Here is a 25278-nt window from a genome sequence, read left to right as displayed (position 1 = left end):
TCTTTCATCACCTGCGAACCGACGAACAAAACCGTCAACAGCCTTGCCACCCGGCAGCGGCTTGACATAGGAGAAACTCATGACCGACGACATCCTGCTGATCGAAACCGACGAGCGGGTGCGCACCCTGACCCTCAACCGGCCGCAGTCGCGCAACGCGCTGTCCTCGGCGCTGCGGGACCGGTTCTTCGGGGCGCTGGCCGACGCGGAAACCGATGACGGCGTCGACGTCGTCATCGTCACCGGCACCGACCCGGTGTTCTGCGCGGGGCTGGATCTCAAAGAGCTGGGCGGTCAGTCGGCGCTTCCGGACATCTCCCCGCGGTGGCCACCGCTGAGCAAGCCGGTCATCGGTGCGATCAACGGCGCCGCCGTGACCGGCGGGCTGGAGCTGGCCCTGTATTGCGACATCCTGATCGCCTCGGAGAACGCTCGCTTCGCCGACACCCACGCGCGCGTGGGCCTGCTGCCCACCTGGGGGCTGAGCGTGCGGCTACCGCAGAAGGTCGGCGTCGGCCTGGCCCGGCGCATGAGCATGACCGGGGATTACCTGTCCGCCACCGACGCGTTGCGCGCCGGGCTGGTGACCGAGGTGGTGGCGCACGACCAGCTGTTGGGCACCGCCCGCCAGGTGGCGGCGTCGATCGTCGGCAACAATCAGGACGCGGTGCGCGCGCTGCTGGCGTCCTATCACCGGATCGACGATTCGCAGACCAGCGCCGGGCTGTGGCTCGAAGCGATGGCGGCCCGCCAGTTCCGGACCAGCGGCGACGACATCGCCGCCAATCGCGAGGCGGTGCTGCAGCGCGGGCGGGCCCAGGTCCGTTGATTGGCGGTCGGCCCACCTCGGCCGCGGCCAGCCCATACGATCAGCTGATGCGTGCTGTCGTCGACGTCATCAGAGCGCTCGCGGGCGCGGTGACGCTCGCGGCGGCGGCCACGATCGCGGGTACGGCGCCGCTCGCCGCCGCGCTACCGCCGCCGGGGTTTCCCAACCTGGACGGTTTCGCGCCCGTCCCCGCGGACGGCTACGTCAGCAGCTCCGGCCCGGGCACCGCGCCCCGGATCAGTTTCTCCACTCCCTACACCTTGGTCTGCGACTTCTATGGCGGGCCGGCACCGGCACCGCAGCCGTCACAGGACATCAAGTGCAAGGGCGACATGCCCGGGATCGACGACGTTCCCGTTCTCGGCGGACGCCCGCACCCGGGCGACTGCCTGGTCGGTTCCGCCGAGTTCAAGGGACCCGGCTATCAGTTGAGCCGCATGTCGTACGGCGGGTGCGGCGGCAACCCGGCCGCCCTCCCGCCGGGCGGCAAGTTGCTGGGCGCGGGCCAGAAGTTGACCTATCTGAACGTCACGTGCGCCGTCGGCGCCGACAACCTCGTCGCCTGCCTGGACACCACCAGCGGGGACCACGGGTTCGTGCTGCAACGCTCGGGCAGCTGGGCGTTCTAGCCCGGCGATCGAATTCAGTCGAGGGCGGCGCGCAGCGACGCGACCGCGTCGTCGATCGGGCCGCTCGTCGAATAGCCGGCCGCCAACCGGTGGCCGCCCCCGCCGAACGCGGACGCGACGGCCGCCAGATCCACGTCGGCCTTGGCCCGCATCGACACCGACCACTGCTGCGGACCGACTTCCTTGAACACCGCGGCCACCTCGGCCTGCTGCGTGGTGCGCACGATGTCGACGATGCTTTCCACTTCCTCGGCGCGCGAACTGACCCAATCTTGGTGTCCGACAACGGCATACACCAGGCCGCGGCCGCCGACCGCGTCGGGCAGCAAGTGCGCCGAGCCCAGCACACGCGACAGCAGCGGCAGCCAGGTGAAGGGATGGCTGTCCATCAGCGTTCGGCTGATCGCGGCGTTGTCGACGCCCGTCTCGACCAGCCGGGCCGCCAGCCGTAGGGCGCGGGCGGTGGCCCAGCGGAAGGACCCGGTGTCGGTCGTCAGCCCGGCGTAGATGCAGTGCGCGACATCCGGGTCGATCGGCTTCTCCCACGCGTCGAGGATGTCGGCAACCATCATCGTGGTCGAATCCGCTGACACGTCAACGAAGTTGGCGGTCCCGAACAAATCGTTGGAGGCGTGGTGGTCGATCACCAGTAACTCCCGGCCGGGACCGGCCAGATCACTCAACGCGCCCAGCCGCTTGACGCTGGGAACATCGACGGTGACAACCAAATCGACGTCGCGCCGCATCTCATCCGGGCTGATCAGCAACCCACAACCGGGCAGCGACGCCAGCGACTCCGGCAGCGTCGCCGGCTCGGCGAAACCGACCTCGACGTCTTTACCGCACTTGTCCAGCACCAAAGCCAGCGCCAGGCCAGCGCCGATGGTGTCGGCGTCGGGGTGGACATGGGCGACCACGGCGATAGTCGCAGCGCCGGAAAGCAATTCGACCGCGCCGCGGGCGTCGACGCGCGCCGCGGCTCCCGCGGCGCGGGACAGCTCAGTCTTGGCGTCGGTCGTCGTCACCGGTGTCCTCGTCACTTGACCCCCGGTAGGGATCGGCCTCTCCGGCCGGTTTGGCCCCCGAGCGAACCCGCGCCAGGTCGGCGTCCGCGGCGCGGGCGCGCGCCAGCAACTCGTCCATCCGCTGCACGGTATCCAACGTGGTGTCGCGGGTGAAGGTCAGCGTGGGTGTGAAGCGCACGCCGGTGCCGGCCCCCACCATGGTGCGCAGCGCACCTTTGGCCCGTTCCAGTGCGGCCGCCGCGGCGGCGTAGTCCGGCTCGTCGTCCAGGGTGCGGCCCATCACGGTGTAGAACACCGTCGCATCGTGCAGGTCGGCGGTGACCTTCGTGTCGACGATGGTCACCCCGTCCAGCCCCGGATCCTTGATCTCGAATTCGATCGCCGAGGCGACGATCGTGTTGATGCGTTTGGCCAATCGGCGCGCCCGGGCCGGGTCGGCCATCAGGCGCGCTCCTTCTCGACGAGCTCGTAGGACTCGATGATGTCGCCTTCCTTGATGTCGGAGTAGCCAAGCGTCATACCGCACTCGAAGCCCTCGCGGACCTCGGTCACGTCGTCCTTCTCCCGGCGCAGCGAGGTGATCGAGAGGTTGTCGACGACCACGATGTTGTCCCGCAACAGCCGGGCCTTCGCGTTGCGGCGCACCACACCCGAGCTGATCATGCAGCCGGCGATGACGCCGACCTTGGAGGACCGGAAGATCGCGCGGATCTCGGCCCGGCCCAGCTGGCTCTCCTCGTAGATCGGCTTGAGCATGCCGCGCAAGGCCTTCTCGATGTCGTCGATCGCCTGGTAGATCACCGAGTAGTAGCGGATCTCGACGCCTTCGCGGTTGGCCAGCTCCGTCGCTTTCCCTTCGGCGCGCACGTTGAAGCCGATGATCACCGCGTCCGACGCCGACGCCAGGTTGACGTTGGTTTCGGTGATGCCACCGACGCCGCGGTCGATGACGCGCAGTTCCACCTCGTCGTCGACCTGAATCCCCATCAGGGCCTCTTCCAGCGCCTCGACGGTACCGGCGTTGTCGCCCTTGAGGATCAGGTTCAGTTGGCTGGTTTCCTTCAGCGCCGAGTCCAGGTCCTCGAGGCTGATCCGCTTGCGGGACCGCGCCGCCAGCGCGTTGCGCTTGCGGGCGCTGCGCCGGTCGGCGATCTGGCGGGCGATGCGGTCCTCGTCGACGACAAGGAAGTTGTCACCGGCGCCGGGCACCGACGTGAAGCCGATGACCTGCACCGGCCGCGACGGCAGCGCCTCCTCGACATCGTCGCCGTGCTCGTCGACCATGCGGCGGACACGACCGTAGGCGTCGCCGGCCACCACGGAATCACCGACGCGCAGGGTCCCGCGCTGCACCAGCACGGTGGCCACCGGCCCACGACCGCGGTCCAGGTGCGCCTCGATCGCCACGCCCTGGGCCTCCATGTCGGGGTTGGCCCGCAGATCCAGGGCGGCGTCGGCGGTCAGCAGCACCGCCTCCTCGAGCGCCTTGATGTTGGTGCCTTCCTTGGCGGAGATGTCGACGAACATCGTGTCGCCACCGAAATCCTCTGCCACCAAACCGTATTCGGTGAGCTGGCCGCGAATCTTGGCCGGGTCGGCGCCCTCCTTGTCAATCTTGTTGACCGCCACCACAATCGGCACGTCGGCCGCCTGCGCGTGGTTGATGGCCTCCACCGTCTGCGGCATCACGCCGTCGTCGGCGGCGACCACCAGGATCGCGATGTCGGTGGCCTTCGCGCCGCGGGCACGCATGGCGGTGAACGCCTCGTGACCCGGGGTGTCGATGAAGGTGATCGGCCGCTCGGTGCCGTCGAGGTCGACGGACACCTGGTACGCGCCGATGTGCTGGGTGATGCCACCGGCCTCGGCCTCACGCACGCTGGCGTTGCGGATGGTGTCCAGCAGTCGGGTCTTACCGTGGTCGACGTGACCCATCACGGTCACCACCGGCGGCCGGGTCTGCAGGTCTTCCTCGGTGCCCTCGTCCTCGCCATAGGTCAGGTCGAACGATTCCAGCAGCTCGCGGTCCTCGTCCTCCGGGCTGACCACCTGGACGACGTAGTTCATCTCGCTGCCCAGCAGCTCGAGCGTCTCGTCGCCGACCGACTGGGTGGCCGTCACCATCTCGCCGAGGTTGAACAGCGCCTGCACCAGCGAGGCCGGGTTCGCGTTGATCTTGTCCGCGAAGTCGCTCAGCGATGCGCCGCGGGCCAGCCGGATCGTCTCGCCGTTGCCGTGCGGCAACCGCACGCCGCCGACGACCGGCGCCTGCATGTTCTCGTACTCGGCGCGTTTTGCCCGCTTGGACTTGCGACCGCGCCGCGGCGCACCGCCGGGACGGCCGAACGCGCCGGCCGCGCCGCCGCGCTGACCGGGACGGCCGCCGCCGCCACCACCGCCGCCGGGACGGCCCCGAAAACCTCCCGGAGCGCCGCCACCACCGGGCGGGGCGCCGACTCCGCCGCCAGCGCCGCCGCGGTAGTTGCCGCCGCCGCCGTCACGGCCGCCAGGTCCGCCGGGTCGGCCACCGCCGGGGCGCGGGGCGCCGGGCCGGGCCGGGCGGCCCTGACCAGCGGCACCGCCGGGACGGGGCGGCATGTTGCCGGGCGAAGCGCCGGGACGCGGCCCGCCGGGCCGCGGCGCCCCGGGGCGGGGCACCGGACGCGGGATCGGCCGGTCGACCGGTTGCGCGGAAGAGAACGGGTTGTTGCCGACGCGCGGGGTGCGGACGCCGGGCTTCGGCGCCGGACCGGGGCGCGGACCCGGCGTCATGCCGGGTTGGGGTCCGGGCTGGCCGGTCGGCTGCCCGGGAGCGGGCGGCTGCGGCTGTCCAGGCGCCGGGCGGCTGGGCGCCGGGCCCGGGTGCGCCGGCGCTTCCGCGGGTGCGGCCGGGGACGCTTGCGCGGCGGCGGTCGTCGTTCCGCCGGCGGGCGCGCCAGTGGCTTCGCCATTGCCGATGGCCTTGTCGAGGGCCTGGTCGAGCGATTTGTCCGGCCCCTTGGCGGGGGCCTTGGCGGCCGCCTTGGCCGCGGCCTTTGCGGGAGCCGCCTTGCCGCCTCCGAAGGATTCGCGCAGTCGACGAGCGACCGGCGCCTCCACCGTTGACGATGCGGATTTTACGAATTCGCCCTGATCATTCAGACGGGCGAGAACTTCCTTGCTGGTGACACCGAGTTCCTTAGCCAACTCGTGTACGCGGGCCTTACCTGCCACTACATCTCCTGTCTAAGAGGCGACAGTCGTGGGGCCGCGCCTCGGGTTTAGCTATGACGCATGGTCATCGGGACTTCACGGTGTGCTCATGTTCTTTGCTACCTGTTCTGTTGCCGGGCAAGTCGAGCGCTTCCACGTGCTCGACCAGCGCGGATGTGTCCGGTGGACGTTCGATGCGCAGCGCTCTGGTGAAAGCCCGCCGCCGAATCGCCTGTTGTACGCACCGCGGCACGGGATGCAGCCATGCACCCCGCCCCGGCAGGCTACTCCTGGTGTCAACGATCACGGCATATTCGCCGTTCCCGTCCGACACAGCCACTACGCGAAGCAGTTCGACGGCCAACTCTCGCTTCCGGCACCCGACACACGTCCGGACTGGTCCGTCCACACGTTTGTGCGCCCTTCTGGTATCGGGGGCCGAAGGCTCACGCTGGATCACGGCTCAGTCTAGCGTCACTTACCCGATGGTCAGAACCGCCCGACGGTGCGGGCCGCTCTTCCCCGCGGCCGCGCCGTCCGGCCAGGTCGCCGCGCTAGCGGTCGTGCGCCACCGAATGGGTGGCGCCGTGTTCGGGGTGCCCCTCCGAATGCGCCTCGGATCCACCCGGCGTATCGCCGCGGATGTCGATGCGCCACCCGGTGAGCCGGGCGGCCAACCGCGCGTTCTGGCCCTCCTTGCCGATGGCCAGGGACAGCTGGAAATCGGGCACCACCACGCGGGCGGCCCGGGCGTTCGGGTCGATGATCGACACGGAGACCACCTTGGCCGGCGACAACGCGTTGGCGACGAAGCGGGACGGGTCTTCGTCGTAGTCGATGATGTCGATCTTCTCCCCGGAGAGCTCGCTCATCACGTTGCGGACCCGCTGGCCCATCGGTCCGATGCAGGCCCCTTTCGCGTTCAGGCCGGGGACGTTGGATTTCACCGCGATCTTGGAGCGATGGCCGGCCTCCCGGGCCACCGCCACGATTTCGACCGACCCGTCGGCGATCTCGGGGACTTCCAAGGAGAACAGCTTTCGGACCAGGTTGGGATGCGTACGGGACAGCGTGATCAGCGGCTCCCGGGATCCGCGGGTCACGCCGATCACATAGCACCGCACCCGGTTGCCGTGTTCGTAGCTTTCGCCGGGGACCTGTTCGGCCGCCGGGATCACGCCTTCGGAAGCTTTGGTCTCGGAGCCCATCCGGACCACGACCAGGCCGCGGGCGTTGGCGCGGCTGTCCCGCTGGATGACGCCCGCGACGATCTCGCCCTCGCGGGTGGAGAACTCGCCGTAGGTGCGCTCGTTCTCCGCGTCCCGGAACCGCTGCAGCATGACCTGACGCGCGGTGGTCGCGGCGATGCGGCCGAAACCCTCGGGAGTGTCGTCCCATTCACTGATGACATTGCCGTCGTCGTCGGTCTCGCGGGCGACGACGGCAACGACACCGGTCTTGCGGTCGATCTCGATGCGCGCGTCGTTCTGGTGGCCCTCGGTGTGCCGGTAGGCGGTGAGCAGCGCCGACTTGATGGTCTCGAGCAGCTCGTTGACCGAGATGCCCCGATCCACCTCGATGGCGTGCAGCGCGGCCATGTCGATGTTCATGCTCCGGCCTCCGTCCTGTCGGCCTGGCCAGCCAGGTCCAACTCCGCTTGGGCTGGGGGCGAAAACTCCACCTGGACAACGGCTTTGGCAATATCGGCGAGCGGGATCTCGCGCAGCCGGTAGTCACGGCCTTCGCGGACCACCAGCGCTACGCCGTGATAGTGCGTCTCGCCGACGCGACCGGTCAGCCGCGAACCATCCGCGAGGACGACGTCGACCTTGCGGCCGCGGGCGCGACGGAAATGCTTTTCACTGGTCAGCGGGCGGTCCACACCCGGCGAACTCACCTCGAGCACGTAGCGATCCTGGACGTCGTCGAGGCCGTCCAGCAAAGCCGACGCCGAGCGCGACAGCGTCGCTATGGTGTCCAGGTCGAGGGCCTTGTCACCGTCGGCGATCACCATGATCCGCGGCGGGCGCGTCCGGGAGTCGATGACCACGTCTTCGATTTCATATCCCGCGCGCGCGAACTCACCGCCGAGTAGCTCGATCACCTGCGTCTGCGAAGGTAGCCCGGTGGTCACGGCGAGCTCCTCATCTTGAGTTGTCCGGTCAGCTGGAGGGCGTCGCCGCCCCGTTGGCTTGCGGGCGGCTCCAGTGTCCCGGCGGAACGCGAACGCTTGCCGTTCCGCGAGAGCAGCTATCAACGATACGCCAGGAATCGCGTCTGACGGCGGGATCGAGTCCTGGCTTCCTGTCCACCTTCGAAGCGATGGCAGGATGTGTTTGTGTCTAGCGCAGATCCCGTCGTCAACCGGCGGGGTGTGCTCGCCGGCGGTGCGGCTCTGGCTGCGCTCGGGGTGGTCGCCTCCGCCTGCGGCGAGTCCCCGCCCAAGCCCCCGGCCGTCGAAGAACTGCTGGGTCCGTTGGACCAGGCGCGCAAGGACAGCGCGCTGGCCGGTGCCGCCGCGGCGGCCGTCGGCAATCCCCCGCAGATCGCCGCCGCGCTGACGGTGGTCGCGAGTCAACGCGCCGCGCACGCCCGGGCCCTGTCCACCGAGATCTCGCGGGCCGCCGGCAAGATCACCACTTCGTCGACAAGCGAGACGACAAGCGCTGCCCCAAGCCCGGCCGAACCAGCGGGGCCGCCGCCGCCCCCACCGCCGGTGTCCGATGTCATCAACGCGCTACGCGCTTCGGCGGACAGCGCCAGCCGCCTGGTAGCGGGCGAATCGGGCTACCGGGCGGGGTTGCTCGCCTCGATCATCGCGTCCTGCACGGCCTCCTACACGGTCGCCCTGGTACCCGGGGGGCCGTCGATATGAGCTCCGGCAAGGACGCCGACAACGCGGCGCTGTGCGACGCGCTGGCCATCGAACACTCGACGATCTACGGCTACGGCATGGTCTCGGCGCTGTCGCCGCCCAGCGTGAACGGCCTGGTGGTGGAAGCTTTGGCGCAGCACCGCCAACGCCGCGACGACGTGATCGCAATGCTGACCGCCCGCAAGGTCAACGCGCCGGTCGCGGCCGCCGGCTACCAGTTGCCGATGCTGGTGGGCAGCGCGGCGGATGCGGCGCGCCTGGCGGCGCGGATGGAGAACGACGGCGCCTCGGCCTGGCGCGTGGTGATCGAGCACGCCGAGACGGCCGACGACCGTGCGTTCGCTTCGACGGCCCTGACGCAGAGCGCCGTGATGGCCGCCCGATGGAACCGGGTGCTGGGCGCCTGGCCCATCACGACGAGCTTTCCGGGCGGAAACGACTAACGCCGCAACGCCTTTCGCCGCTACCCGGCCAGGGCGGCCGCGACGTCGGTGGCGAGTGACGCGCCGATGGCCAGCTCGCGCGTCTGTCCGCTGAAGCGGTCGCGCAGCTCGACCACTCCGTTGCCCCAGCCGCGCCCCACCACCAGAATCCATGGCACGCCCAGCAATTCGGCGTCCTTGAACTTGACTCCCGGGGATGCCTGGCGGTCGTCGAGCAGCACCTCGACGCCCAGCCGGTCCAGGTCGGCGGCTAGCGTGGTGGCTCCGGTGCGGGCGTCGGCGTCCTTGTTGGCGATCACCAGGTGGACGTCGAACGGCGCGACCGACGCCGGCCAGCGCAGGCCCAGCTCGTCATGGTGCTGCTCGGCGATCACCGCCACCATCCGCGACACCCCGAGGCCGTAGGACCCCATGGTCAGCCGCACCGGCTTGCCGTCTTCACCGAGCACGTCGGCCGTGAAGGCGTCGGTGTATTTGCGGCCGAGCTGGAAGATGTGCGCGACCTCGATCCCCCGCGCCGCTACCAGCGGGCCGGCGCCGTCGGGGGACGGATCGCCGTCTCGCACCTCGGCGGCCTCGATGGTGCCGTCGGCGGTGAAATCCCGGCCGGCCACCAGGCCGACGACGTGCCGGCCGGGCTGGTCCGCCCCGGTGATCCAGCTGGTCCCGTCCACCACCCGCGGGTCGACGAGGTAGCGAACGCCGTTGTCCTGCAGCGCTTTCGGACCGATATAACCCTTCACCAAGAACGGGTATCTGGCGAAGTCGGCGTCGTCGAGCAGCGCGTAGTCGGCCGGATCCAGCGCCGCGCCGAGCCTCTTGTCGTCGACCTCGCGGTCGCCCGGTAGCCCGACGGCCAGCAGTTCCCACTCCCCACCGGGCTGGCGCACCTTGAGCAACACGTTCTTCAGCGTGTCGGCCGCGGTGACGGTGCGGCCGAGGTCCGCCGTGTTGGCCCAGTCCACCAGGGTGGCGATGGTCGGGGTGTCACCGGTGTCGTGGACCACCGCCTCGGGCAGCCCGGCCACGACCTCCGCGGGCGGCGCCTCCGGACGGGCGGTGACGACGGCCTCGACGTTGGCCGCATACCCGGACTCCAGGCAGCGCACGAAGGTATCTTCGCCGACCGGGCTTTCGGCCAGGAACTCCTCGGAGGCGCTGCCGCCCATCGCTCCCGATACCGCGGACACGATCACGTAGCGCACCTGCAGCCGATTGAAGATGCGCTGGTAGGCCTCCCGATGCGCGTGGTAGGCGGCCTTGAGCCCGGCGTCGTCGATGTCGAAGGAGTAGGAGTCCTTCATCAGGAACTCACGCACCCGTAGGATCCCCGCGCGCGGCCGGGCCTCGTCGCGGTATTTGTTCTGGATCTGGTAGAGCAACACCGGAAAGTCTTTGTAGGAGTTGTATTCACCCTTGACAGTCAGCGTGAACAGCTCTTCGTGCGTTGGCCCCAGTAGGTAGTCGTTGCCGCGGCGGTCCTTGAGCCGGAACACGCCGTCGCCGTATTCGGTCCACCGGTTCGTCGTCTCGTACGGCGCGCGCGGCAGCAGGGCGGGAAACAGAATCTCCTGCCCGCCGATCGCGTTCATCTCCTCGCGGACGATGCGTTCGATCCTGCGCAGCACCCGCAAGCCGAGCGGCAGCCAGCTGTACAGCCCGGGCGCGACGGGCCGGATGTAGCCCGCACGGATCAGAAGTTTGTGGCTGGGCACTTCGGCGTCAGCGGGATCATCACGCAACGTGCGCAAGAACAGCTCGGACATCCGGGTGATCACAGCGGGCCAGCCTAACTGTCGGGGGTGGGCGCGGAGCAGCCGAGGACCCATGCAAGGCTCCGCGGATCTGATATCACCGGCGCTATCGAATCCGGCGCAAAGAGATTGGAACCGGCCGTCAGTCGACGACCCGGCGGCGAGCTACAACTCGCCGGCGTCGATCGCTTCCTTGACCTCTTGCGCATGGGCCACCTGCGCCGGCGTGTAGCCGATCAGCAGCGCCGCGGCGCCGACAAAGACGGCCACTCCGGCCACCCACAGCAGGCCGTAGGTATAGCCCTGGTCGAGCGCGTGCAACTGGAGGTCGTTCATGATCTTCACCGGGCCGGTGATGCCGCCCATGTACAGCGTGCGTGAGGTGATCACGGCCTGGATGACGGCCAGCACCAGCGGGCCGCCGAGGCTCTGCAGCATCAGCGCGATCGCCGACACCGGACCGATCTGATCGAAACCGACACCGGCGATGGCTGCCAGCGTCAGCGGGACGACGCAGATTCCGATGCCGATTCCGCCAACGATGATGGGCAGCATCAGGTTGGGGAAGTAGGGCACGCCGCGGTGCATGAACGCCCAGCCGTAGAGCATCGCCCAGAACAGCAGAATGCCGCCGCCGATCGTCAGCACCCGGGGCGAAAACCGTGACACCAGTTGTGAGGAGACGCCCAGGCCGATGCCCATCGCGATGACGAACGGGATGAAGCCGACGCCCGCGCGCAGCGCGCTGTAGCCGAGGATGTCCTGCACATACAGGCCGATGCACACCGTCAGGCTGAACATGAGTCCGCCGGCGAGGAAGATCGCGGCGAAGGTGACCAGCCGGTTGCGGTCGCGGAACAGATCGAATGGGACGACGGGGTTTTCGGCGCTGCGCTCCACGATGATGAAGGCGAGAGCGGCGCCCATCGCGACCACGCCCGAGCCGATGGTGGTGAGCGAAACCCAGCCCTTTTCCGGCCCCATCGAAAAGGCAAAAACGGCGGCGGTGCACGCCAGCGTGGCCAGCATGGCCCCGGTGGCGTCGAGCTTCATCCGCTCCCGGTTGGTCTCGCGCAGCGCGGTGCGGGCCAGGTAGATCATCACCAGCCCGATCGGCACGTTCACCAGGAAGGCCAGCCGCCACGACACCTCGGTCAGCGCGCCGCCGACCACCAGGCCCATCACCGAACCGATGGCGGTCATCGCGGCGAACACCGCTGTCGCGAAGTTACGCGCGGGCCCCTTCGGGAAGGTGGTCGCGACCAGCGCCAGGCCCGTCGGCGAGGCGATGGCGGACCCCACCCCCTGCGACAGCCGCGCGATGACCATGGTCACCTCGTCCCAGGCCACCGCGCACAGCACCGAGGAGATGGTGAACAGGGCGACGCCGACGATGAAGGTGCGTTTGCGCCCGATGGTGTCGCCGAGCCGGCCGCCCAGCAGCATCAGCCCGCCGAAGGTGAGCACGTATGCGGTGATCACCCAGCTGCGCCCGGCGTCGGACAGGCTCAGCTCGTTCTGGATCCTGGGAAGCGCGACGATGGCGACGGTGCTGTCCATCGTCGCCAGCAACTGCATACCGCCGATGGCGATCACGGCCGCGATGAAGCGACGGGAAGGCAGCCAGGCCGGGTAGTACTTGCTGGTGCGAGTGGAGGCGGTCTCCGCCGGGCGCGTGGAGCGCACCGGGGCCGGACGATCGGGGCGCGCGGACGTGAAATTCCGCACCGCGCGCTCACTGTCGTTGAGAGCCGTCATAAAGGGTTACCTTACAGTAATCTTAAGAACCGTTTAAAGCCCGAAAGCCGCCACCGGTCCGATCACGATGATCGCGGGAGGTCGGATGCCCTCGGCGCGGATTCTTTCGGGCGTGTCGGCAAGTGTGGCCCGCAAAGTTTGCTGAGCCGCCGTTGTCCCATGTTGAACCACCAGCACCGGCGTATCCGCAGGTCGGCCACCGTTTATGAGTGCATTGACGAAAAGCTCGATGCGTTCGACGGCCATCAGCAAAACGATGGTCCCTGACAATGCGGCCAGCGCATTCCAATTCACTAACGATTCGGGGTGTCCGGGCGCCAGATGGCCGCTGACCACCACGAATTCGTGGTTTATGGCGCGATGCGTGACCGGAACGCCGGCCAGGGCAGGCACTCCTATGGCGCTTGTCACACCCGGCACCACGGTGACCGGAATCCCGGCGTCGACGCACGCTTGCACTTCCTCGTAGCCGCGGGCGAAGACGAACGGGTCCCCGCCCTTGAGGCGGACGACGAACTTTCCGGACCGGGCGCGTTCGATCATGACGTCGTTGATCGCGTCCTGTGCCATCGCCCGGCCGTAGGGGATCTTCGCGGCGTCGATGACCTCCACGTGCGGCGGCAGCTCGGCCAGCAGCTCCGGCGGCGCGAGCCGGTCGGCGACCACGACGTCCGCATGGGCCAGCAGCCTGCGACCGCGCACCGTGATCAGTTCGGGGTCGCCGGGTCCGCCGCCGACGAGTGCCACCCCGCCGCGCACGACGTCGGAGCTCACCGCGCTGTCCAGGTTGATGACCCCGGTTTGCAGCGCCTCCCGGATGGCCGAGCGGATCGCCGCGGATCGGCGGTGCTCGCCACCGGCCAGCACCCCGACCGACAACCCCTCGTAGCCGAAGGACGCGGGTGTCACCGCGGTCCCTTCCACGGCGATGTCGGCGCGGACGCAGAAGAGGTGCCGGCGGTCGGCCTCGGCGACCACCGCGGCGTTCACCTCGGGGTCGTCGGTGGCGGCGATCGCGTACCAGGCTCCGTCGAGGTCGCCGTCGCGGTATTCGCGCAGGGACAAGGTGATTCCGCTCATCGCCTCGACCGACCGGGTGGCGCTGCGGGAGATGACGTGGACGTCCGCGCCGCTGGCGATGAGCAAGGGCAGCCGGCGCTGGGCGACCGTGCCGCCGCCGACCACGACGACCTTCTTGCCGGCCAGCCGCAGCCCAGCGAGGTAGGCGTTCTCGGTCACCCGGCAAGCCTAGTGGCTGTGGATGTTGGGGCCGCCGGTGCGCCGGGCGGCGGCGTGCGTGACGAACCGCGCGACCGCGGCCGGCGCCGCGGCCGGATGGGTATGCAGGTACGAGGCATGCACGCCGGCGTGCACGACGCCGTCCCGCACGGTGTCCCCCGCACCGTCGGAGGCACCCCGATACATCCACGCGGGCTGGTATCTGTCGGTGAAAGTGACTGCGGTCCGGTGGAATTCATGCCCCACCGCCCGTTGCCCGGCGGAATACAGCGGTGAATCGGCCACGGCGACGGCGTCGCGGTAGGCCAACGTCAAGTGCGGGGTGAACCGCGCCGACCCGGCCAGCACGCCGCACATCGGGTGACCGTCGAGTTCGGTGGCCAGATAGATGAGACCGGCGCACTCGGCGTGTATCGGCGCGCCCGCGGCGGCCAGCTCGTAGATCTGCCGGCGCACCGCGTCGTTGGCCGAGAGCTCCGCGGTGAACTGTTCGGGAAAGCCGCCGGGCAGCAGCACCGCGTCCGTGCCGTTCGGCAATGGGTCGGCCAGCGGGTCGAATTCGACCACATCGGCGCCGGCGGCCCGAAGCAGCTCGGCATGCTCGGCGTAGGCGAAGCTGAACGCCTTACCCGCCGCCATCGCCACGGTGGCCCGCCCGCCGGGCGTCTCCCCCACCGCCGTCACCGGGTCCCACGCCGGGCCGGTCCGGCTCGCGGCGACCGCCGCGACGGCATCCAGGTCGACGTGACGAGCGACCAGTTCGGTCATCGCCTCGACCGCGAGCCGCGCCCGTCGCCCGTACTCCACCGCGGTGACGAGACCCAAATACCTTGTCGGGAGCTCCAATTCGGCGGTGCGCGGAATGGCGCCCAGCACCGCGACGCCCGCCTGCTCGCAGGCCTGGCGCAGCACGTGTTCGTGCCGGGCCGAACCGACCCGGTTGAGGATCACGCCGCACACCCGCGTCGCGGCATCGAATGTCGAAAAGCCGTGCAGCAGTGCGGCGATGCTGTGGCTCTGGCCGCGCGCGTCGACCACCAGGATCACCGGCGCACTCAACAGGCCGGCCACGTGGGCGGTGGAGCCTTCCGCGGGGCCGGCCGCGGCGGGCCCGATCCGCCCGTCGAAGAGCCCCATCACCCCTTCGATCACCGCGATGTCCGCGCCGGCGGCGCCGTGGGCGTACAGCGGGCCGACGAGGCTCTCGCCGACCAGCACCGGGTCGAGATTGCGACCGGGACGTCCGGCGGCCAGGCCGTGGTAACCGGGGTCGATGAAGTCCGGGCCGACCTTGAACGGCGCCACGGCGTGACGCGCGCGCCGCAGGGCGCCGATCAAACCCGTTGCGACGGTAGTTTTTCCGCTGCCCGACGCCGGCGCGGCGACGACGACCGCGGGGACACTCACCACTCGATGCCCTTCTGCCCCTTGCGACCCGCGTCCATCGGGTGCTTGACCTTGGTCATCTCGGTAACCAGGTCGGCGGCGTCGATCAACCGCTGCGGGGCATCGCGTCCGGTGATGACCACGTGCTGGTGCCCGGGCCGCGCCAGCAGAACGTCCACCACCTCGTCGACGTCCACCCATCCCCATTTCAGCGGGTAGGTGAACTCGTCCAGCACGTAGAAGTCGTGGCGCTGCTCGGCCAGCCGGCGTGAGATCTCCGCCCATCCGTCGGCCGCGGCCGCCGCGTGATCGATTTCGCTGCCCGCCTTGCGCGTCCAGGACCAGCCCGCGCCCATCTTGTGCCACTCGACGGGCCCACCGATGTCGTGTTGTTGGTGCACTTGGCCGAGTTGAGCGAAGGCGGTCTCCTCGCCCACCTTCCATTTGGCGCTCTTGACGAACTGGAACACCGCGACGGAGAGCCCGACATTCCAGGCCCGCAACGCCATTCCGAATGCGGCTGTCGACTTCCCCTTGCCGGGGCCGGTGTGCACCGCGAGCACCGGCGTGTTGCGCCTGGCTTTGGTGCTCAGTCCGTCATCGGGCAGCTGAAGTGGTCGGCCTTGTGGCATGAGCGGTTACCTTTCTCAGGCCGCGTTGCGCACGGCGCGCGTCAGAGAGTCCGCGTGCAACTGCTCCAGGCGCACGGCCGGTGCGCCGAGGTGGCGGGCCAGCTGCTCGGCCAACCCCAGCCGTATGTAAGACGTTTCGCAGTCCACGACCACCGCGGCGGCGCCCTCGGCCACCAATCGGGCGGCCGCGGCCCGGCTGCGGCCCAGCGGGTCCGGTCCGGCGGTGGCCCGCCCGTCGGTGAGCACCACCACCAGGGAACGTCGGGCCCGATCGCGCGCCTTCTCCCGAACGATCAGTTCACGCGCGGCGAGCAGGCCTTCGGCCAGTGGAGTCTTGCCGCCGGTGTCGAAGCGAGCCAGTCGCCGGCCGGCGATGTGCGCCGACGACGTCGGCGGCAGCAACAGCCGCGCCCCCTGCTGGCGGAACGTGATGACGGCGACCTTGTCGCGGCGCTGGTAGGCGTCGCGCAGCAGCGAGAACGTAGCGCCGCTCACCGCGGCCATGCGGTCGCGCGCCGCCATCGAGCCCGACGCATCCACGACGAAGATGACGAGGTTGCCTTCGCGTCCCTCGCGGATCGCCCGTCGCACATCGTCCGGTCCCGGCCGCAACGGACCGGCCCCGGCGCGCTCGGCGGCGGACAGCAGGGTGGCGAACAGGTGCAGCCCGTGCGCGCCGGAATTCGTGTCGTTGCCGTCCGCGGCCGCGATCACGCTGCCGGTGGCGTTGCGGGCCCGCGACCGTCGTCCGGGCGCGCCCGCGCCGACCCCGGGCACCGTCAGCGCCCGGGCGCGGAAGGTCTTCGACGGCGGCGCGCTGGGTTTCGGCGGGTTGTCGCCCATCGAGTTCGGCGGGTGTGGCTTCGAAGGAACCGATGAGTTCGATTGCCCCGCAGGTTCTTCCGTGGGCTGACCACCACCCGGAGGCTCGGGCTCGGGCTCGGGCTCGTGGTCGTCGCCGCCGGCTTGCGCCAGCGCCGCGTCGAGCTGGTCGCGGTCGATGCCCGGGTCGTCGAACGGGTCGCGGCGGCGCCGATGCGGCAACGCCAGCTCGGCGGCCACCCGGACGTCTTGCTCTTCGACGGACTTGACCCCACGCCAAGCGGCATGCGCGGCGGCGGTGCGGGCCACCACCAGATCGGCCCGCATCCCGTCGACGTCGAACGCCGCGCACACCGCCGCGATGCGCCGTAACTCGTTGTCCGGCAACATCACCTCGCCGACGAGCGCCCGCGCGTCGGCGATCCGCCGGGCCAGTTCGGCCTCGGCGTCGGCGTAGCGCTCGGCAAACGCGTCCGGGTCGGCCTCGTAGGCCATCCGCTGCCGGACGACCTCCACCCGCACGTCGACATCACGCGAGGCGTGCACGTCGACGGTGAGCCCGAACCGGTCCAGCAGTTGCGGACGCAGTTCGCCCTCCTCCGGATTCATGGTGCCGATCAGCACGAACCGGGCCTCATGCGAATGCGAGATGCCGTCGCGTTCGATGTGCACCCGGCCCATCGCCGCGGCGTCGAGCAGCACGTCCACCAGATGGTCGTGCAGCAGGTTGACCTCGTCGACGTACAGCACGCCGCCGTGCGCGCGGGCCAGCAGCCCCGGCGAGAACGCGTGCTCCCCGTCGCGCAGCACCCGCTGCAGGTCCAGCGAGCCGATGACCCGGTCTTCGGTTGCGCCGAGCGGCATTTCGACGAGGCCGGCACTCTCGCCGCCGGTAGCCGAGGACAGCAACGCCGCCAGACCACGCACGGCCGTCGACTTGGCCGTGCCCTTCTCCCCCCGGATGAGCGCGCCGCCGATCTCCGGGCGCACGGCGCACAACAGCAGCGCGAGGCGCAGCTGGTCGTGTCCGACGATCGCGCTGAACGGGTACGGCTTCACGGGAGCTCCATCAGGCCGGAACCCGGCCCGCCCGCCGACGATGCAGGCCGGGTATCGGCCTGAGGAGGAGGCGGGCGTGAGGGCTTGAGCATCGGCACGTGCGGAATGCCGTCATCGACGAAATCCTCACCGGCGCGAACGAACCCGTGCTGCGCGTACATGTCGGCCAGATAGGTCTGCGCGTCGATCCGGCACGGGTAGTCGCCCACCTCGGCCAGGGCGGCGCGCAGCAGCCGGGTGGTGTGGCCCTGCCCCCGCGCGCCGCGTTTGGTGCACAACCGGCCGATCCGGAACGTCTTCCGGCCACCGGCGTGCTCCTCCATCAACCGCAACGTGCAGATCACCTCGCCCACGGGCGTCTCCAGCCAGAAGTGCCGGGTTTCGGCGAGCAGGTCGCGCCCGTCCAGCTCCGGGTACGGGCAGGCCTGCTCCACCACGAACACCTCCACCCGCAACTTGAGCAGCTCGTAAAGGGTCCGGGCGCCAAGGTCTTTGGCCCAGGACCGACGCAATGCTTCACTCATGACCGAACCCCCGAATCGGACTTCAACCGCAGCACCTCGGTACCCCAGGACCACACCTCGTCGTACAACGCCGGCTCACGGGACAGCTCCACCCCCAGTGACGGCACCATCTCTTTGAGCGCGGGCAGCCAGGAGCGATAGCGGCCGGCAAAGCACCGCTCCAACACCTCGAGCATGGCCGCCACGGCCGTGGATGCTCCCGGGGAGCCTCCCAGCAACCCAGCGATGCTGCCGTCGGCGGCGGCCAGGATGGTGGTGCCGAAGTCCAACACCCCTCCCTTGCGTTTGTCCCGCCGGATCACCTGCACGCGCTGGCCTGCCACCGTCAGCTCCCAGTCGGAACCCACTGCGCCGGGGGCGAATTCGCGCAGCGCGTGGATGCGGTCCGGTTCGGACAGCCGCAGTTGGGCGATCAAATAGTTGACCAGCGTGAGCTGGGTGAGGCCGACCCCGAGCATGGACAGGGCGTTGTCCGGTTTCACCGAGCGGGGCAGGTCGCTGAGGCGGCCGTGTTTCAGGAACTTCGGTGACCAGCCGGCGTACGGCCCGAACACCAGCCACGACTTGCCGTGGACGAACCGGAGGTCCAAGTGCAGCGCGCCGAGCGGCGGGGCTCCCGGCGCCGGAACGCCGTACACCTTGGCCCGGTGTGCGGCGGTGAGTGCGGGGTTGTCGGTGCGCAGGAACCGGCCGCCGATGGGGAATCCGGCGAAGCCCCTGACCTCGTTGATGCCGGACTTCTGCAGCAACGGCAGCGCGTCACCGCCGGCCCCGACGAAAACGAATTTTGCGTTCAGCCGGTGCTTTTCACCGGTGCGCCGATTACGGAGCAGCAGCGTCCAGCTGCCGTCCGATTGCCGGGTCAGATTGCGGACCTCGTGGCCGAACAGCGCCGTCGCGCCGCCCTGCACGCAGAAGCCGATGAGTTGCCGGGCCAGTGCACCGAAGTCGACGTCGGTGCCGTGGGGCGCCCAGTTGAGCGCGGTCGGTTCGGAGAAGTCGCGTTTGGCGGCCATGAACGGCAGCCGGCGGGTGAACTCTTGCGGGTCGTCGATGAATTCCGTGCCGGCGAACAGCGGGTTGGCAGCCAATGCCTGCTGCCGGCGCCGCAGAAAGTCGACGCGCTGCGCGCCGCGCACGAAGCTGACATGCGGGAGCGGGTTGAGGAAGCCGGTGTCGGTCAGGATCCCGTTCTCGGCGGCGTGGGCCCAGAATTGCCGGCTCACCTGGAACTGCTCGTTGATGCGTACCGCTTTGGTGATGTCGATCGAGCCGTCGGGGTGCTGCGGGGTGTAGTTGAGCTCGCACAGCGCGGAGTGCCCGGTACCGGCGTTGTTCCACGGACTGCTGCTTTCCGCGGCGACGGCGTCCAGCCGCTCGACAACGGTCATCGACCAGTCGGGCTGCAGCCGCCGCAGCAACGCACCCAGCGTGGCGCTCATGATGCCCGCGCCCACCAGCACGACGTCCGTCCGTGCCGTTCGGGCTGGTGATGACACCTGCTCCTGGTCCTTCCCTCGACTGTGCCGATCCCAGGCTATCCCGAGGCAAAGCGGGCACGAACGGCATGCGCCTCCCCATGACCAGCAAAACCTCTAAGCTGGCCTCGTGACTGGCTGGGTGCCCGATGTCCTGCCCGGTTATTGGCAGCGCACCATCCCGCTCGGGTCCGACCCGGTCGGCGAGGGCGAGATCGTCGCGACGCTGATCCGGCGCGGCGAACCCGCCGGACCGTCCGAGCCCGCGGGGGCGGGCCACGCGGTGCTGGCCGTGCACGGCTACACCGACTACTTCTTCAACACGGCGCTGGCCGATCACTTCGCCGATCGGGGCTTTGCCTTCTACGCGCTGGACCTACAGAAATGCGGCCGGTCGCGCCGCGACGGTCAGACGCCGCACTTCATCACCAACCTCGACGACTACGACGCCGAACTCGAACACGCCCTGGCGGCGATCCGCGAGCACGACCGCCCCGCCAAGGTTTTGGTGTACGGCCATTCCTCCGGTGGGCTCATCGTGTCGCTGTGGCTGGATCGGCTTCGCCGGCGCGATGCCGCGGCCCACGCCGGCATCGGGGGTTTGGTGCTCAACAGCCCCTTCCTGGACCTGCACGGCCCGGCGGTCCTGCGCCTGTCGGTGACCTCGGCGCTGATCGCGGGCCTGTCCCGGGTGCGGTCCAAGGGGGTGGTCCGGACACCCACCGAGGGCGGTTACGGAACCACCCTGCACCGCGACTACCACGGCGAGTTCGACTACGACCTGCAGTGGAAACCGTTGGGTGGCTTCCCCATCACGCTCGGCTGGCTGCACGCCATCCGCCGCGGCCACGCCCGGTTGCACCGCGGGCTCGACGTCGGGGTGCCGAACCTGATCCTGCGCTCGGATCACACCGTCCGGGAGACCAGCGACCCGGCGTCGATGCAGTGCGGAGACGCGGTGCTCGACGTGACCCAGATCGCCAGGCGGGCCGGCTGCATCGGGAATCGCAGCACCATCGTTCCGATCGGCGACGCCAAACACGACGTCTTCCTGTCGCTGCCGCAGCCGCGGCAGGCGGCCTATCGCCAGCTCGACCTCTGGCTGAATGACTACCTCGACACCCATCGCACCCAGCCCTCTTCGAGAAGGGGGTGACCAGGTGGAGACGTACGACATCGCGATCATCGGAACCGGTTCGGGCAACAGCATTCTCGATGATCGCTTCGTTGACAAGCGGATGGCGCTGTGCGAGCACGGCACGTTCGGCGGCACCTGCCTGAACGTCGGGTGCATCCCGACCAAGATGTTCGTCTACGCCGCCGAGGTCGCCGCGACTATCCGGGAGGCGGCGCGCTACGGGGTCGACGCGCACGTCGACAGGGTGCGCTGGGACGACATCGTCTCGCGCATCTTCGGGCGGATCGACCCGATCTCGATGAGCGGCGAAGACTACCGCCGCGCGGCACCCAACGTCGACTTGTACAGCCAGCACACCCGGTTCGGGCCCGTTCAGCCCGACGGGCGCTACCTGTTGCGCACCGACGCCGGTGACGAATTCACCGCCGATCAGGTGGTGATCGCGGCGGGGTCGCGTCCGGTGATCCCCCCCGCGATTCTCGACTGCGGCGTCGCCTATCACACCAGCGACACGATCATGCGGATCCCGGAGTTGCCCGAGCACCTGGTCATCGTCGGAAGTGGCTTCGTGGCAGCCGAATTCGCCCATGTCTTCTCCGCGCTCGGCGTGCGGGTGACGCTGGTGATCCGGGGCGGCACGCTGCTGCGGCACTGCGACGACACCATCTGCAAACGCTTCACCCGCATCGCCGCGGCCAAATGGGAACTGCGTACGCATCGCAACGTCGTGGGCGGCACCAACAACGGCTCCGGTGTCGCCCTGCGGCTCGACGACGGGTCCACGCTGAACGCCGACCTGCTGCTGGTCGCGACCGGGCGGGTGTCCAACGCCGACCTGCTGGACGCCGAACAGGCCGGTGTCGATGTCGAGAATGGCCGGGTGGTGGTCGACGAATACCAAAGGACCTCGGCCCGTGGCGTTTTCGCCCTCGGCGATGTCTCCTCGCCGTACCAGCTCAAGCACGTCGCCAACCACGAGGCCCGAGTCGTGCGGCACAATGTGCTCTGCGAGTGGGACGACACCGAGTCGATGGTCACCACCGATCACCGCTTCGTGCCGTCGGCGGTGTTCACCGACCCTCAGCTGGCGGCCGTCGGCCTGACCGAAAACCAGGCCATTGCAAGGGGGTTCGACATCTCGGTCGCGATACACAACTACGGCGACGTCGCCTACGGTTGGGCGATGGAGGACACCTCCGGGATAGTCAAATTGATTGCCGAGCGGAAGACCGGCTGCCTACTGGGCGCGCACATCATGGGCCCCCAGGCGTCGTCGATCATCCAGCCGCTGATCCAGGCGATGAGCTTCGGGCTGACCGCCCCGGAGATGGCCCGTGGCCAATACTGGATTCACCCGGCGCTGCCCGAAGTGGTCGAGAACGCGCTACTGGATCTGTACTGAGGTCAGCGCCCTGAACGTTTATGCGGCCGTTTGTCCGCTTGGCACTGCGGGCACAGTCCGTGCAGCGTCAGGCCCGCGGCCTCGGACAGTGTGAACGAGCTGCCCGCCATCGCGTGTTCGAGCGCCGAACTGAGCTGCCGGGCGGGCACCTCGATGATCGAGGCGCATTCGGTACACACGGCGTGGTGGTGCGGCGCGGTGGCCATCCCGTAAGTGGTGACACCGCCGTCGAGGGTCAACGCGTGCAGCACGCCCTGCCCGACCAGGGTGGTCACCGTGCGATAGATGGTTGCCACATCGGGAGCGTGGGCGCCGTGCGGCAGACACGCCTGCACCCGTCTGTGGATCTCCGCCACCGGCAGGTGCCCGTCGATCGGCTCGAGGACCGCCAGCACCTGGATCCGCGACGACATCCGCCGCAGCCCCCTGGCGCGCAGCAGATCGCCGATCCGGGCGGTTTCGGACGGGTCCATCGCCGACGGCTTGGGCGTCACCCGTTCAGTGTCGCGCCGCCCAGCTGGGCGCGCCAGCTTTCCGCCGAACTGGCCCCGCGTCGTTCACCGTCATTCCTGCAACCCACTTGCACCTAGTCGACGACGGCACTTACAGTCGTGCCGGTAGTTCCCTTGCCCGATGCCGGGAGGACTCCAGTGGCCAGTACCGAGCTCGACTGGCGCCCGTCATGGACCACCAAGCTTCGCAGCGCCTTGACGCCGGCGGAGTGGTGGCGCCTGGCCGCGATGCTGGCGATCATCGTCGCGCTCCACGTGGTCGGCTGGCTCACCCTGGTGGTTTTGGTGAGCCCCGCCCAACTCAGCTTCGGCGGCAAGGCATTTGGCGTCGGCATCGGGCTGACGGCCTACACCCTGGGCATGCGGCATGCGTTCGACGCCGACCACATCGCCGCCATCGACAACACCACCCGCAACCTGATGAACGACGGGCAGCGCCCCCTGGCCGTCGGGTTCTTCTTCTCGCTGGGCCATTCCACGGTGGTCTTCGGACTGGCGGTCCTGCTGGCGTCCGGCGTCAAGACGATCGTCGGACCGATCCGAGACGACTCCTCGGCGCTGCATCACCTCACGGGCCTGATCGGTACCGGCGTCTCCGGTGTGTTCCTCTATGCGATCGCCCTTCTCAACGTCGTCGTGCTGGTGGGCATCGCGCGGGTGTTCGCGCGGCTGCGCCGCGGCGACTACGACCCCGAAACCGACGGGGCCGAACTGGAACGGCAGTTGGACAACCGGGGCCTGATGAACCGATTCCTCGGCCGCTTCACCAAGTCGATCACCAAGTCGTGGCACGCCTACCCCGTCGGGTTGCTGTTCGGGCTCGGCTTCGATACGGCCACCGAGATCGCGCTGTTGGTTCTGGCGGGCACCAGCGCGGCCGCCGGGTTACCCTGGTACGCCATCCTGTGTCTGCCCGTGCTGTTCACCGCCGGCATGTGCCTGCTGGACACCATCGACGGCTCGTTCATGAACTTCGCCTACGGCTGGGCCTTTTCCAACCCGCTGCGCAAGATCTTCTACAACATCACCACCACCGCTCTGTCGGTGGTCGTCGCGCTGCTGATCGGCAGCGTGGAACTACTCACCCTGTTCGCCGAGCAGTTCGGCTGGCGGGGCGCGTTCTGGAGCTGGATCGGCGGGCTGGACCTCAACGCCGTCGGCTGTTTCGTCGTGGGCACGTTCGTCATCACCTGGGCGGTGGCCCTGCTCGTCTGGCGCTACGGCCGCCTCGAACAGAAGTGGACTCCGTCCTGAGAGGGTCACCCGGAGGATTGCTGCGCATCCGGTGCGTTGGGGTGTAGAACAGTGCTCATGAGCCTCGCTGCGGGCGGACGGCGGTGATCGGCGGTGCATGAGCTGTCACTGTGCGAAGCGATCGCCGGTGTGGTCAAGACGCATGCCGACGGTCGGCGCGTCGACGTGGTGCGCGTGCGGATCGGGGCGCTTCGCCAGGTGGTGCCCGAATCGCTGTCGTTCTGCTGGACGCTCGTGCGGGACGCCGAGAACATGCCCGAGGCCGAGCTGGAACTCGAGTGCGTCCGCGCCGAGGTGCGCTGCCGCGCGTGCGGCCGGCGATCGGAGATCACGTCGGCCTGGTCGATCTGGTGCCCGCAGTGCGACAGCTCCGACGTCGAGGTGTTGCGCGGCAACGAATTCTTGGTGACGTCGCTGGATGTCTCATGAAACACGCTTGTTCCGAACGGACTTGACCATGGGTAGATTTCATCGGCATGACGACGGAACCGTGCACACCCACGAGCACGACGATCCGGATCACCGGCACGGCGACCACGGCCAGTACCAGACCGGAAAGCAGCGTGTCGACGTGCTGGAGGCGATCTTCGCGGAGAACGACCTGCTCGCCGATGCCAACCGGGCGGCATTCGAGAGCAACGGGGTGCGCACCCTCAACCTGATGAGCTCGCCGGGATCGGGCAAGACGACCATCCTGCAGGCCACGCTCGACGAGCTCGCCCGTGAGCTCGCCATCGGGGTGATCGAAGGCGACATCGCCACCGATCTGGACGCGGCCAAGCTCAGCGGTCGCGGCGCCCAGGTGTCACTGCTCAACACCAGCAACGGTTTTGGCGGCGAGTGCCATCTGGATGCGCCGATGGTGAACCGCGCACTGCCGGGGCTGGACCTGCCCGCGCTGGACCTGGTGATCATCGAGAACGTCGGCAATTTGGTCTGCCCGGCGGAGTTCGACGTCGGCGAGCACGCCAAGGCCATGGTCTACTCGGTGACCGAGGGCGAGGACAAGCCGCTGAAGTATCCGGTGATGTTCCGCTCGGTGGATGTGGTGTTACTCAACAAGATTGACTTGGTTCCGTACCTCGATGTCGACGTCGACACGTACATCGCCCACGTGCGCAAGGTCAATGCGGCGGCGACCATCCTGCCGCTCAGTGCGCGCACCGGGGCCGGGATGGGCGCCTGGTTCGGCTGGCTGCGAAGGTTCGCCGGCGAACCGCCGGATTAACGGCCGTCTTGCAAGCGCTTCGCATGACGGCGGGCTATCTACCCGCCACCGATTGCTCATGCAGCGCACGAAAGGCTATGCAACGGTTGTCTAACTAGT

At 69.0% G+C, this 25278-nt stretch carries 24 protein-coding genes; 9 read left to right on the top strand and 15 right to left on the bottom strand.

What is annotated here, in order from left to right; translation table 11 throughout:
• Window positions 1-79 precede the first annotated feature (79 nt).
• The gene (locus tag AWC17_RS23120) at window positions 80-829 is read left to right on the top strand and encodes an enoyl-CoA hydratase (RefSeq protein ID WP_046186780.1); all 750 of its coding nucleotides are present in this window, start codon (window positions 80-82) and stop codon (window positions 827-829) included.
• Window positions 830-876: 47 nt separating this feature from the next.
• Window positions 877-1458, top strand: a complete 582-nt coding sequence (locus AWC17_RS23115) for a hypothetical protein (protein ID WP_047321773.1) — start codon at window positions 877-879, stop codon at window positions 1456-1458.
• 14 nt (window positions 1459-1472) lie between these two features.
• Here the strand turns inward: AWC17_RS23115 and AWC17_RS23110 are convergent, their stop codons facing one another.
• The 6 genes from AWC17_RS23110 to rimP all read right to left on the bottom strand — a co-directional run bounded on the left by AWC17_RS23110 (window position 1473) and on the right by rimP (window position 7809).
• On the bottom strand, window positions 1473-2483 hold the full coding sequence (locus AWC17_RS23110) for a DHH family phosphoesterase (RefSeq protein ID WP_046186796.1): 1011 nt from the start codon (window positions 2481-2483) through the stop codon (window positions 1473-1475).
• Complete coding sequence (gene rbfA / locus AWC17_RS23105) at window positions 2458-2925, bottom strand: 30S ribosome-binding factor RbfA (RefSeq protein WP_046186795.1); 468 nt, start codon at window positions 2923-2925, stop codon at window positions 2458-2460. The genes AWC17_RS23110 and rbfA overlap by 26 nt, the downstream gene beginning before the upstream one ends.
• Window positions 2925-5696, bottom strand: coding sequence for a translation initiation factor IF-2 (infB, locus tag AWC17_RS23100; RefSeq protein ID WP_047321737.1), 2772 nt, complete (start codon window positions 5694-5696; stop codon window positions 2925-2927). The genes rbfA and infB overlap by 1 nt, the downstream gene beginning before the upstream one ends.
• Window positions 5697-5760: 64 nt before the next feature.
• Complete coding sequence (locus tag AWC17_RS23095) at window positions 5761-6009, bottom strand: YlxR family protein (protein WP_372517405.1); 249 nt, start codon at window positions 6007-6009, stop codon at window positions 5761-5763.
• Between the two features lie 220 nt (window positions 6010-6229).
• On the bottom strand, window positions 6230-7285 hold the full coding sequence (gene nusA, locus AWC17_RS23090; protein WP_046187100.1) for a transcription termination factor NusA: 1056 nt from the start codon (window positions 7283-7285) through the stop codon (window positions 6230-6232).
• On the bottom strand, window positions 7282-7809 hold the full coding sequence (gene rimP, locus AWC17_RS23085) for a ribosome maturation factor RimP (protein WP_046187099.1): 528 nt from the start codon (window positions 7807-7809) through the stop codon (window positions 7282-7284). The genes nusA and rimP overlap by 4 nt, the downstream gene beginning before the upstream one ends.
• 204 nt (window positions 7810-8013) lie before the next feature.
• On the opposite strand from rimP, the gene AWC17_RS23080 reads away from it, so the two are divergent.
• Both AWC17_RS23080 and AWC17_RS23075 read left to right on the top strand, forming a co-directional pair.
• Window positions 8014-8550, top strand: coding sequence for a hypothetical protein (locus AWC17_RS23080; protein ID WP_047321772.1), 537 nt, complete (start codon window positions 8014-8016; stop codon window positions 8548-8550).
• Window positions 8547-8993: a ferritin-like domain-containing protein gene (locus AWC17_RS23075; RefSeq protein WP_046186431.1), complete on the top strand. Its 447-nt coding sequence runs from the start codon at window positions 8547-8549 to the stop codon at window positions 8991-8993. The genes AWC17_RS23080 and AWC17_RS23075 overlap by 4 nt, the downstream gene beginning before the upstream one ends.
• A gap of 20 nt (window positions 8994-9013) precedes the next feature.
• Here AWC17_RS23075 and AWC17_RS23070 read toward each other — a convergent pair whose 3' ends face one another.
• The 8 genes from AWC17_RS23070 to mqo form a co-directional block, all read right to left on the bottom strand.
• Complete coding sequence (locus AWC17_RS23070) at window positions 9014-10771, bottom strand: proline--tRNA ligase (RefSeq protein ID WP_046186432.1); 1758 nt, start codon at window positions 10769-10771, stop codon at window positions 9014-9016.
• Window positions 10772-10912: 141 nt separating this feature from the next.
• Complete coding sequence (locus AWC17_RS23065; RefSeq protein ID WP_046186433.1) at window positions 10913-12505, bottom strand: MFS transporter; 1593 nt, start codon at window positions 12503-12505, stop codon at window positions 10913-10915.
• Window positions 12506-12538: 33 nt separating this feature from the next.
• A complete protein-coding gene (cobA, locus tag AWC17_RS23060; protein ID WP_085165129.1) occupies window positions 12539-13744 on the bottom strand; it encodes a uroporphyrinogen-III C-methyltransferase in 1206 nt (401 codons plus the stop codon).
• A gap of 9 nt (window positions 13745-13753) precedes the next feature.
• Window positions 13754-15151 carry a cobyrinic acid a,c-diamide synthase CobB gene (locus AWC17_RS23055; RefSeq protein WP_167385621.1) on the bottom strand — a complete coding sequence of 466 codons (1398 nt, stop codon included), beginning with the start codon at window positions 15149-15151 and terminating at the stop codon, window positions 13754-13756.
• Window positions 15148-15762, bottom strand: coding sequence for a cob(I)yrinic acid a,c-diamide adenosyltransferase (gene cobO, locus AWC17_RS23050; protein WP_085165127.1), 615 nt, complete (start codon window positions 15760-15762; stop codon window positions 15148-15150). Before cobO ends, AWC17_RS23055 begins: the two co-directional genes overlap by 4 nt.
• A 15-nt stretch (window positions 15763-15777) precedes the next feature.
• Window positions 15778-17643 carry a magnesium chelatase subunit D family protein gene (locus tag AWC17_RS23045; protein ID WP_085165126.1) on the bottom strand — a complete coding sequence of 622 codons (1866 nt, stop codon included), beginning with the start codon at window positions 17641-17643 and terminating at the stop codon, window positions 15778-15780.
• On the bottom strand, window positions 17640-18167 hold the full coding sequence (locus tag AWC17_RS23040; RefSeq protein WP_046184184.1) for a GNAT family N-acetyltransferase: 528 nt from the start codon (window positions 18165-18167) through the stop codon (window positions 17640-17642). The genes AWC17_RS23045 and AWC17_RS23040 overlap by 4 nt, the downstream gene beginning before the upstream one ends.
• Window positions 18164-19666: a malate dehydrogenase (quinone) gene (mqo, locus tag AWC17_RS23035; RefSeq protein ID WP_082123035.1), complete on the bottom strand. Its 1503-nt coding sequence runs from the start codon at window positions 19664-19666 to the stop codon at window positions 18164-18166. The genes AWC17_RS23040 and mqo overlap by 4 nt, the downstream gene beginning before the upstream one ends.
• A gap of 109 nt (window positions 19667-19775) precedes the next feature.
• Between mqo and AWC17_RS23030 the strand changes: the two genes are divergently transcribed.
• Together AWC17_RS23030 and mtr are read left to right on the top strand one after the other, a co-directional pair.
• Window positions 19776-20801, top strand: coding sequence for an alpha/beta hydrolase (locus tag AWC17_RS23030; RefSeq protein ID WP_046184185.1), 1026 nt, complete (start codon window positions 19776-19778; stop codon window positions 20799-20801).
• 4 nt (window positions 20802-20805) lie between these two features.
• Entirely contained in the window at window positions 20806-22185 is a 1380-nt protein-coding gene (gene mtr / locus AWC17_RS23025; protein ID WP_085165124.1) for a mycothione reductase, read from the top strand.
• Window positions 22186-22187: 2 nt separating this feature from the next.
• Here mtr and AWC17_RS23020 read toward each other — a convergent pair whose 3' ends face one another.
• Window positions 22188-22658, bottom strand: a complete 471-nt coding sequence (locus tag AWC17_RS23020; protein ID WP_141224734.1) for a Fur family transcriptional regulator — start codon at window positions 22656-22658, stop codon at window positions 22188-22190.
• A 177-nt stretch (window positions 22659-22835) separates the two neighbouring features.
• Here AWC17_RS23020 and nicT point away from each other — a divergent pair, with 177 nt between their 5' ends.
• The 3 genes from nicT to hypB all read left to right on the top strand — a co-directional run bounded on the left by nicT (window position 22836) and on the right by hypB (window position 25179).
• Window positions 22836-23951 carry a Nickel transporter NicT gene (gene nicT / locus AWC17_RS23015; RefSeq protein ID WP_085165122.1) on the top strand — a complete coding sequence of 372 codons (1116 nt, stop codon included), beginning with the start codon at window positions 22836-22838 and terminating at the stop codon, window positions 23949-23951.
• A gap of 93 nt (window positions 23952-24044) precedes the next feature.
• The gene (locus tag AWC17_RS23010) at window positions 24045-24380 is read left to right on the top strand and encodes a hydrogenase maturation nickel metallochaperone HypA (protein ID WP_047321731.1); all 336 of its coding nucleotides are present in this window, start codon (window positions 24045-24047) and stop codon (window positions 24378-24380) included.
• A gap of 28 nt (window positions 24381-24408) precedes the next feature.
• Window positions 24409-25179, top strand: coding sequence for a hydrogenase nickel incorporation protein HypB (hypB, locus tag AWC17_RS23005; RefSeq protein WP_047321771.1), 771 nt, complete (start codon window positions 24409-24411; stop codon window positions 25177-25179).
• The last annotated feature ends 99 nt before the right edge of the window (window positions 25180-25278 follow it).

It is taken from the genome of Mycobacterium nebraskense (assembly GCF_002102255.1).
Taxonomy (GTDB): Bacteria; Actinomycetota; Actinomycetes; order Mycobacteriales; family Mycobacteriaceae; genus Mycobacterium; species Mycobacterium nebraskense.
This window is presented reverse-complemented; position numbering and strand designations above follow the sequence as displayed.